The organism is Pedobacter sp. UBA5917 (genome assembly GCF_002432345.1).
In the GTDB taxonomy this organism is placed as follows: Bacteria; Bacteroidota; Bacteroidia; order Sphingobacteriales; family Sphingobacteriaceae; genus Pedobacter.
On the sequence record NZ_DJDT01000111.1, the window covers coordinates 1 to 10,032 of the forward strand.

Genomic DNA, 10,032 nt, shown 5'->3' on the forward strand with positions numbered 1-10,032 from the left:
GGCCACGGCTTTCAGTATTTTAGGGAAAGATTTTCAGTTTCAGACTACTTTAGCCTATACCGGAACAATAACCACTGATGGAACATTAAAAGGCAACCTGATCGTTATTGGTAGCGGCGATCCAACACTGGGTTCATGGCGCTATCAGAACAAAGAAAATACGGTACTAAGCGCATGGGTTACGGCTATAAAAGCTGCTGGCATAAAAAAAATCGAAGGAACAATAATTGGTGACGACCGTATTTTTGGTACACAAACAACACCAGAAGGTTGGGTTTGGCAGGATATCGGTAATTATTATGGCGCGGGAACTTCGGGTTTAGCCTGGCGCGAAAATCAGTTCGACATCCATTTAAAACCCGGAAACAGTACAGCAGACGAGGTGAAGGTTGTAAAAACAGTTCCGGCAACACCATATGTACAAATTGTAAATGAACTCAAAACCGGAAGTTCGGGTTCCGGCGACCGTGCTTATGCTTTTTTTCCGCCTTACAGTAATACGGCTTACCTCCGCGGAAGCTGGGGGATGGGCATTTCCAAAACGGGTATTTCAGTAGCTCTCCCCGACCCTGCTTTTAATTGTGCCTACCGTTTACAGGATACCTTGAAAAGATTGGGAATTTCTACCGGTCAGCAGGCCACCACAACAAGACTGATGACTTTGAACAATCAGGTAATCCCTTCGGTTACGCAAAAAATAAGCACCATCAGCTCGCCAAGTTTAAGTGAGATTACCTATTGGTTTTTAAAGAAAAGCATCAATTTATATGGCGAATCGCTTTTAAAAACCATCGCGATAAAATCGGGTAAAGCAGGCACCACTGCCAAAGGTGCCGAAACGGAAATCAATTTTTGGGCAGATAAGGGTATTGACAGAACTGCATTAAATATTATTGATGGAAGCGGTCTTTCTCCGGGTGATAGAATTACTACATCGGCAATGGCCAGTGTACTTTTTCAGATCCAGAAAGAAAACTGGTTTCCTGATTACCTAAAGGCGTTACCGGAATACAATGGCATGAAAATCAAAAGTGGCACCATTAATGATGTTTCCGCATTTGCAGGCTACCATACCGATGCTGCAGGCAACAAATATGTGGTGGTCATCAACATTAATAATTATAGCGGAAACAGTATCAACAAAAAGTTGTTTAAAGTATTGGATGAACTAAAATAAACCTAAACGATAAATAATATGGCGCTTTTTGTAAAAAATCTTCAAACCGTTGACGGACTGATCTCGAACCAATATAAAGGAGCTTCGATAGCAGAAATGACTAAAAAAATTACCGATTTAATGGAACAGCAAGGTTATACTGTTACCAATGATCAGTTCGGGAATTTAATTTTGGAAAAAGGCAGTCGCGTAAAAAGGCTTTTACTTGGCGCCTTTGCAACTTATTTTAAATTTAGCGTAACAATTGCCCCGGGTGTTGATAACGAACTTACAGTTAATATTTTTCAGCAATCGAGTGGCATGTCGGGCGGTTTAATTGGCATGAATCAGATCAAAACGGAGCTTGCAAGGTTAAACTTTTTGTTTGCCAATATTTAAGAACATGAGTTTGGTATAATAATATACCTCTAATCGATATTTACATTCATATCGTCATCCTGAATTTATTTCAGGATCTATCTCAATAGATTTCTCGACTTCGCTGCACTCCGCTCGAAATGACGGCCTTTCAAATACCTACATCACTATCATTCAAATAATTTCTCCTAAACACTAGCCAAGCTGCAATTATATTCAACGGGATCAGGAACAAGCCTAAACCGAACATGATAAACAGGTAAAAAAGGAAAAACAGGCAAAAAACGCCAATCAAAAATCCTTTCATCTGTATCCTATCCAACAAAAGCAAACTTCTAAATAAAAGAATAGCCGAAAAAACGAACAAAATAAGCTGGAGCGAAGTTAACATCCCAAAACGGCTGAATATCCAGCACATTTCGGGCAATAACAAAATGAGGTAGTTGATGCAGAAGCCAAAAAATGTTTTTGCCTTACTAAAAGGAAAATTTGGTAGAAAGGACAAATAACGATCGTTAAAAATTTTCTCCTGGTAAATGAGCACAACATGCGCCACAACAATGCAGGAGGTAATAAGCATCAGTAACCTGAAATTATCTTCCAGATCAGAAAAAAGCACCAAAACGCTCGAAATTAAAATCCAAGAGAGCATTTTGGTGAGTACATAAGCAAGTTTCGAGCGGTTAAAAACCTGAAACGTGTACAATAAAAACACTGGCTTATTCCATTTTTGGCTGATCCGGATCAGCCAATTGAGCTTACTGGCTTCGATTAAACGGTTATTTTCTTTTAAGCATATGTAAGCGCTTCCCAAAATTAAGAGCAACTGAAAGATTAAGATCCCGATTGAAATAATGTAATAACCAAATACAAGCCCAATAACAATGGCGTACAGCGTATAGCACCATACCGGAATAAATATATAAGTCTGTACTGCACACCAGGCAATAAACTGGTGTTTTTTTGAAGATGAAGTAAAACTATAATACAAAAACTCCTGCTGGGGCAAGTTTAGTTGGTTAAGCACATATTTTAAGCTTTTATAGGTATACAACACGCTTGCAATAAGGTAAAAAGCCATGATTAACGGATTGCTTACCAAACTGATGGTAAAGAAAAACTGCCAAAAATCGATCTGATCAGGCATAACCGTGCCTAAGGTATTAATGAATAAACAGTAGCTTATCAGCATGATGAAAACAAACACCAGCATACCTGCATGGGTACGGTAAAACCCATCTACAAATATTTTTCTTACAGCAAGGTTCGAAAGCAGAAACATTAAAAGTTCAGGGTTAATTTTTTATCCTCAATACTGATTTCTTTAAGTCCGGACAGTTTTAAAACATCTAAAGGTTGATGTGATGATAACAGAAAACTGGTCCTCTCTTTCTCATACCTTTCGTTTACCCAGTGGTATAATATGTCAAGAGATTCGGCATCAATCGTATTTAAAGGTTCATCCAATAAAATCAATTTTGGCTTCCCCAGAAAAGCCAATACCAGCGAAAGTTTTTTGAGCATGCCACTGGAATAAGAACCTAACGGGTTGTTGATATAGCCCTTCATTCCGATTTCGTTAACCAAAGTTTCTACCTGACCAGCATCAGCCCCTTTGGCTTTCGCAAAAAGGGCAATCATCTCTGATCCACTCAAAAATTCAGGAAATAATGGTTCAGCGGCGGCAAAATTCACTAGTTTACGATAGGCAACACCATGATTTTTTAAATAAACAGTACCTATTGCGATATCGCCCTTAAAAGATAATATACCGGCAATTGCTTTCAATAAGGTGCTTTTCCCAATGCCATTACTCCCTTTTATCCAGAAAATACCCTCGGGAATCTTAACATTATCTATCTTTAAAACAAGATGATCGAAATAAGATTTTTCAAATTGATTGAAGTGTAACATAAAACCATTTTATTTCTGACTTTAGTTTTATTGAAAAGTTACAAACAGACCTCATCTTGATAAAATCATACAACAATGCAGTTAACTTTGCGTCCTTATCAATCAACAGATGTCGAAAATTTGGTTAAACATGCCAATAATTTCAATATTTCGAAGTATTTAACCAATAAATTTCCTTTTCCTTACGGGAAAAAAGATGGAGAAGCTTTTATTCAATTGGCTTTAAGCCATAATCCTTTGCAGATTAAGGCTATTGAGTATAATGGTGAAGTTATCGGATCTATAGGTGTACATCAATTGGCCGATATTTACAGTAAAAGCGCAGAAATGGGTTATTGGATTGCAGAAGAGCATTGGGGTAAAGGCATTGTTCCTTTAGCTGTGAAAGAAATGCTGAAGTATGGTTTCGAGACGTTTGATATCGAAAGAGTTTTCGCCCGAACCTCGCATACCAACCTGGCTTCGCAACAGGTATTGAAAAAAGCAGGTTTTATTTTTGAAGCGGAATTAAAAGGCACCATTTTTAAAAATGGCGAATATTTTAACGAGCTGATTTTTGGCTTCAGGAAACAACAGCTGATTTAAAGGGCTTAAAACATTTTGTTAAACTCAAAGCTTATTGCGTAAATTCGTGCAAACCAAAAACAACAAAGCAATGGGATTATCAATCAAATCAGTAATGTTATTTGTTGCACTTTTAGGTGCAGCAGATTTCGCAAATGCCCAGGGAAGCAAATTTCCACAACCCAGTAGCGGTCAAACCATTATCCAGGATTTTGGATTGGGTAAAATAACTTTAGTTTATTCGCGTCCGAACGTTAAAGGCCGTAAAATTTTTGGTGGTATGGAACCATTGGGCACAGTTTGGCGCAATGGGGCAAATGCTGCCACCCGCATTAAATTTACGGATGCCGTTAAAATTGACGGTAAAGATTTACCTGCCGGCGAATATGGGCTTTTCAGTATCCCCGGCAAAAATGAATGGACGGTTATTTTTAGCAAAACGCCTGACCAATGGGGAGCTTACACTTATAAAGAAAGTGATGATGTATTGCGTGTAAGTGTAAAAACAACAGCTTTAAAGGACAAGGTAGAAACCTTAACCATGCAATTTGCGGCAGTTACCGAAACTTCGGCGCAGTTAAATATGATGTGGGAAAATAGTGCTTATACCATCAACATCACCACTTCTATCGACGAAAAAGTGATGGCCAATATTGCCGAGGCGATGAAAGGTGAGAAAAAACCTTATTTTAATGCTGCACTATATTACTTCCAAAATGGAAAAGACTTAAAGCAAGCTTTAGAGTGGATGACGGAAGCAGAAAAATCGGATGTTAAAGCACCCTGGTTTAAATTATGGAAAGGACGTATCCAGTTGAAAATGGGTGATAAAGCCGGCGCAGCAACTACAGCTCAGCTTGGAATTGAAGCTGCAAAAGCACAAAATATTGATGAATATGTACGCCTGAATTCTGAACTTTTGGCGCAGGCTAAAAAATAAGAAGCTAATATTTCGGTCGGTGCGACACCGACCGATAGGATTAATCGCTGTATCACCGACCGACAAAACTTTCCTCAACCCGTCATTTCGAGCGGAGCGCAGCGAAGTCGAGAAATCTGTCTCGAGATAGATCTCTCCGCTTCACTGCGTTTCGGTCGAGATGACGTTTCTCTTAACAACCAATATTAACTTAAAATTAACCATCGGTTAACTCAAATAACTATCGTAACATTAACCCCCAAAACGCTTTATTTATTTAAAAAATATACTAACTTTGATGTTGCACTTAGTAATTGTACTTTATACACTAAGCAGGTTAAAAAATCAACAAAAAATTAAATAAAATGAGCATAATCGTTAATGTCCATGCCAGACAGATTCTCGATTCGAGAGGCAATCCAACAGTAGAAGTAGAAGTTGTAACAGAGGCAGGCGCTTTTGGCCGTGCAGCTGTACCAAGCGGTGCATCTACTGGGCAATATGAGGCTGTTGAGTTACGTGATGGTGATAAATCTACATATTTAGGTAAAGGTGTTTTAAAAGCCGTAGAAAATGTAAATACCAAAATTGCTGATGCATTAAGAGGTATTGATGTTTTTGAGCAAAATACAATTGATAAAATCATGTTAGACCTTGATGGTACCGAAAACAAAGGTAACTTAGGTGCTAACGCTATTTTAGGTGTTTCTTTAGCAGCTGCTAAAGCTGCTGCTGACGAAATTGGTCAACCATTATACCGTTACATTGGTGGTGTTAATGCTAACACTTTGCCAATTCCGATGATGAACATCATTAACGGTGGTTCTCACTCTGATGCGCCTATCGCTTTCCAGGAATTTATGATTATGCCAGTTGGCGCTCCTTCTTTCTCTGAAGCTTTACGTTGGGGAACTGAAGTTTTCCATAGCTTGAAAAAAATTCTTCACGATAGAGGTTTATCTACTGCGGTAGGTGATGAAGGTGGTTTTGCACCAACTTTTGATGGTACTGAAGATGCAATTGAGACAGTATTAAAAGCAATCGAAACTGCAGGTTACAAACCAGGTTCGCAGATCTGTTTAGCTTTAGACTGTGCTTCATCTGAGTTCTACAAAGATGGTAAATACGATTATACCAAATTTGAAGGTGCTACCGGTGTGATCCGTAGCAGCGAAGAGCAGGCACAATACTTAGCAGATTTATCAGCTAAATACCCGATCATTTCTATCGAAGATGGTATGGACGAAAACGACTGGACTGGCTGGAAAAGCTTAACTGATAAAGTTGGTGACCGTGTTCAATTGGTTGGTGATGATTTATTTGTAACCAACGTAACGCGTTTACAACGTGGTATTGACGAAGCTACTGCTAATTCTATTTTAGTAAAAGTAAACCAGATTGGTTCTTTAACTGAAACCATCAATGCAGTAACTTTAGCCCAAAACAATGGTTATACTTCGGTAATGAGTCACCGTTCTGGCGAAACAGAAGATGTTACGATTGCTGACTTAGCTGTTGCATTAAACTGCGGACAGATTAAAACCGGTTCTGCATCACGTTCAGACAGGATTGCAAAATACAATCAATTATTACGTATTGAAGAAGAATTAGGTGAAAACGCACGTTTCATCGGTTCAAAATTCAAATACGCTAAAAAATAATTCAATTATAGTATGTCATTCTGAGCTTGTCGAAGAACTTTTCGATAGATGTTTCGACAGGCTCAACATGACAACTTTATTATTGTTAACAAGTTGAAAAACTTATTTGTGAAACATCCGGAGATTTTAAATCTTCGGATGTTTTTATTTTAATACTATATTTGCTCGTACAACCTTGCAGGTTTTGAAAACCTGTAAGGTTTAAATAACGGTTTTAGAAAAATATGAAACGTTTAATAGATCTTTTCCGCAATAAATATTTCCTGGCTACTGTCGCTTTTGCGCTGTGGATGCTATTTTTCGACAAAAACGATATGATGTCGCAGTATGAATACCGGAGTCAGGCGAATAAACTGCAGGAAGAAAAAGAATATTTCGAGAAAGAAACCGCCCAGGTTAAAAAAGATCTGAACGAACTAAATACCAACCTAAATACTGCCGAAAAATTTGCCCGCGAAAAATACTTCATGAAAAAAGACAATGAAGACGTTTTTGTGATTATCCAGGAAGAGAAGAAGGATTAGTTTTGAGTTGGGGGTTCGAAGTTTTGAGTTCGGATTTCAGTTCACAGTTGGCAATTTGCAGTTAACAATTTAGCCATTTAACAATTAAACAATCCGATAGGCAATTTGCTATTCACAGTTACCCCCCTGAGCATAGTGGAAGGGTAAACAATTTATACAGTTAACCTTTAGTACTCAAATTTCGGCAGCGAAAGCTTAAACCTCACCACTACTATACGTAGAACGAAAATAAAAGCCACTACCGAGAGTTTTGCCACCACGCTCTCTACATTTAGCCATACCAACAAATAGTAGAGCAAACCACCTAATATACAGGCTGTGGCATAAATTTCTCTTCTGAATACCAGAGGTATGGTGTTGAGTAATGTATCCCTTATAATTCCTCCAAAGCAACCGGTAATGGTACCCAATGCGATACATATACCAGGATTTAAACCAAAAGCAATACCTTTCAGCAACCCAACCATTGTAAATAAGCCAAGACCCAAGCTATCAAATAAAAACAGTGTGATTTTCATTTTTTGTACATGGGTTTTAAAAAACATGGTTGCCAATGCAGTAAATAAAATGATCAGACAGGTTTGCATATCGCGCATCCAGGCCACAGGCGTATCGCCAATTAACAGATCCCTAACCGTACCTCCACCAAGCGAGGTAACAAAGGCAATGATGAGCACACCGAAAGGATCAAGCTTGCGTTGCATAGCGGTAAAAGTACCGGATATGGCAAAGGCAATAGTTCCTAAAACCTCAATAACTTCAGAAATAGAAATGTTATAATTCTCCATTGCGTTTCCTTAAAAACCACTCTGTGCCTAATAAGATTAACACTAAACCAAACAACCATTTCATATTAATCAGCTCATTATACTTACGGTCTTCGTAACTGATGGTTTTAATGTTCTCGTTTCTGGCAATTTCATCTGCAATTTTAAGCAGATTTTCGGGCATAAAAAGTTTACCGTTGCTCTGTTTGGCAATCGTATTTAGAAGCTGGTGGTTGGCAGTTGTCTGTTGATACTCTGCAATTAATGCATTTACATAAAAACTGCCTGATGCGGTGAATTTCTTGCCGCCCAGTTCTGTATTGGCCAGGTAAGAATAATTACCGGCAGGCATCGTTCCGGCATCTAACTGATAGCCATTTTCGGTTTTGGAAAAGATATAATTGAATACTTTTCCGGCTTCGTTTTTTACCTGGAGTTTAACCTCTGCTTCGTTTACAGGCTGGTAACTATCATTATAGAGCGTACCGTTAAACTGGATGGCTTCATTTTCATCGTAAGCCGACTTAGAGGTAAAAACCTTAAACCTGCGCTTATCATCTTTAACCGATAAATATTGAACTGTTTTTGAAATCAGGTCGTTTAAAACCGATTGGCTACTTTCATTTTCTGCTTCCGAAAGTTTCCAGCGCCATAGTCCCTCTCCCATCAGATAACCTGTTTTAGCGCCATTTTCGTTCGCAAAAAACAGCAAAGGCTGTTGTGTGCTCACTTTGCCAATACGTTGGTTAAAAACCGGTGTAGCACCTGCATTTACGGTTAGCCCTCCAAATGGACTCAATAACGGATCGAAGGCCGAAAACTGTTTTTTATCTTCTTCGCTAAGGTTGAAACTTGTAAATCCATTGGCAAAATCGGCATACACTTCTTGAACAGAACCATTTGCAGCGCTTAAATTCACCTGATTCTGGATCTGGTTAAAGGCATTTACATTACTCTGTCCGCCCAAAATATACCAGGTTGGCTTTTTCAGGCCGGCTAACTTTTTGAGAAAGGCAGCTGACAGGTTCTGAACATCGGGCAATTGATACAATACGATTAAATCAAATTTAGAGGGATCTGTTGCATTTAAATCATCAGCAAGGGCAAGTTTAGCCTCATAATGTTTATTCAGCAAAATAGCCTCTTTTAATACGCTTAAATCGGGATGTGGGGCAGCTGCAGCTAACAATACTTTCTGCCTGCCATCAATAACCTCTATATAAAAGGTTTGAACGTTGTTGCGGGTAGTGATTTCATTTTTTAAAGTGCTCAATTGAACAGTATATTTCTGAACACCAATTTTACCAGCATGGATTTTTACAGGAACTGTTTTAACAAAAGAACCGCCAGAAATGGATATATTCTGTTCCTCTATCTTCCCGCCATTCTGGCTTACCGTTAACGAAGTGCTTTCTCCATCACTTTGAAAAGCCTGAACCTGAACCTCGATTGTAAAATCATCATCAAGGTACACGATATTATTGTAATTAACATTCGAAATCAGCACATCACGTTTGGGAATACTATCTCCCAAAGCAATGGTATAAATCGGTGCATTGATCTGATTAATGCTATAAAGTGGATTTCCACCATGGTTAAAAATACCATCAGTGGCCAAAATAATCGCGCCTACATTCCGGTTAGTATATTCATCTTTCACTTTCTGAAAAAAAGCAGAAGCATCAGTTAATTTCCCCTGGTTCTTAAAATCAAAACCATCGGCAACCTGATCGCCGAAATGAAGCGTTTTTACTTCGTATTTATCAGATAGTTTATCCTGTAAAGTTTTGAGGTTTTGTTCGTATAATTTTTGGTCGAAACCGGCCGCTTTAACCTGTCCTACTGATAACGAATTATCCTGCCCGATGATAATTACAGGCTTATCTAAAGTGTAATTTAAGGTTCTGATCAGTGGTGCAAATATTAACCATGCAATGGTGGTAACCACTACAATGCGCAACGCCGTTAAACCATACTGAAGTTTTTTATCCAGATTTTTGTTACCACGATAAAGCAACCAGGCATACAGCACGCCTAAAGCCAAGCAACCCAGAAAAGACAAAACAGAAGTACCCGAAAAAAAACCAGTCATAATTCATAAAGATGGTAATTTTGGGGAAATTTTCAAGGTTATTAACCGCAAAGTGCA

At 38.5% G+C, this 10,032-nt stretch carries 10 protein-coding genes; 6 read left to right on the plus strand and 4 right to left on the minus strand.

Going from position 1 to position 10,032, the window contains the following annotated elements; translation table 11 throughout:
- Together dacB and B2V92_RS06645 are read left to right on the plus strand one after the other, a co-directional pair.
- Nucleotides 1-1,177, plus strand: a 1,177-nt coding sequence (gene dacB / locus B2V92_RS06640) for a D-alanyl-D-alanine carboxypeptidase/D-alanyl-D-alanine endopeptidase (RefSeq protein WP_293306033.1), incomplete at its 5' end; no start/stop codon positions are given.
- Nucleotides 1,178-1,195: 18 nt separating this feature from the next.
- Nucleotides 1,196-1,555 (plus strand): hypothetical protein, encoded by a 360-nt coding sequence (locus B2V92_RS06645; protein ID WP_293306035.1) that lies wholly within the window; start codon nt 1,196-1,198, stop codon nt 1,553-1,555.
- A 130-nt stretch (nt 1,556-1,685) separates the two neighbouring features.
- Here B2V92_RS06645 and B2V92_RS06650 read toward each other — a convergent pair whose 3' ends face one another.
- Both B2V92_RS06650 and B2V92_RS06655 read right to left on the minus strand, forming a co-directional pair.
- A complete protein-coding gene (locus B2V92_RS06650; RefSeq protein WP_293306037.1) occupies nt 1,686-2,816 on the minus strand; it encodes a hypothetical protein in 1,131 nt (376 codons plus the stop codon).
- A complete protein-coding gene (locus tag B2V92_RS06655) occupies nt 2,816-3,448 on the minus strand; it encodes an ABC transporter ATP-binding protein (RefSeq protein WP_293306039.1) in 633 nt (210 codons plus the stop codon). The genes B2V92_RS06650 and B2V92_RS06655 overlap by 1 nt, the downstream gene beginning before the upstream one ends.
- Before the next feature lie 75 nt (nt 3,449-3,523).
- Between B2V92_RS06655 and B2V92_RS06660 the strand changes: the two genes are divergently transcribed.
- From B2V92_RS06660 to B2V92_RS06675, 4 genes are all read left to right on the plus strand, one after another.
- Nucleotides 3,524-4,033, plus strand: a complete 510-nt coding sequence (locus tag B2V92_RS06660) for a GNAT family N-acetyltransferase (protein ID WP_293306041.1) — start codon at nt 3,524-3,526, stop codon at nt 4,031-4,033.
- A 70-nt stretch (nt 4,034-4,103) separates the two neighbouring features.
- Nucleotides 4,104-4,952, plus strand: a complete 849-nt coding sequence (locus B2V92_RS06665; RefSeq protein WP_293306043.1) for a DUF2911 domain-containing protein — start codon at nt 4,104-4,106, stop codon at nt 4,950-4,952.
- 344 nt (nt 4,953-5,296) lie between these two features.
- Entirely contained in the window at nt 5,297-6,592 is a 1,296-nt protein-coding gene (eno, locus tag B2V92_RS06670) for a phosphopyruvate hydratase (RefSeq protein WP_293306045.1), read from the plus strand.
- Nucleotides 6,593-6,816: 224 nt separating this feature from the next.
- Complete coding sequence (locus B2V92_RS06675; protein ID WP_113951033.1) at nt 6,817-7,116, plus strand: FtsB family cell division protein; 300 nt, start codon at nt 6,817-6,819, stop codon at nt 7,114-7,116.
- Nucleotides 7,117-7,283: 167 nt separating this feature from the next.
- Here the strand turns inward: B2V92_RS06675 and B2V92_RS06680 are convergent, their stop codons facing one another.
- Together B2V92_RS06680 and B2V92_RS06685 are read right to left on the minus strand one after the other, a co-directional pair.
- The gene (locus tag B2V92_RS06680; RefSeq protein WP_293306049.1) at nt 7,284-7,904 is read right to left on the minus strand and encodes a trimeric intracellular cation channel family protein; all 621 of its coding nucleotides are present in this window, start codon (nt 7,902-7,904) and stop codon (nt 7,284-7,286) included.
- Nucleotides 7,891-9,975 carry a hypothetical protein gene (locus tag B2V92_RS06685; protein WP_293306051.1) on the minus strand — a complete coding sequence of 695 codons (2,085 nt, stop codon included), beginning with the start codon at nt 9,973-9,975 and terminating at the stop codon, nt 7,891-7,893. The genes B2V92_RS06680 and B2V92_RS06685 overlap by 14 nt, the downstream gene beginning before the upstream one ends.
- Nucleotides 9,976-10,032 lie beyond the last annotated feature (57 nt).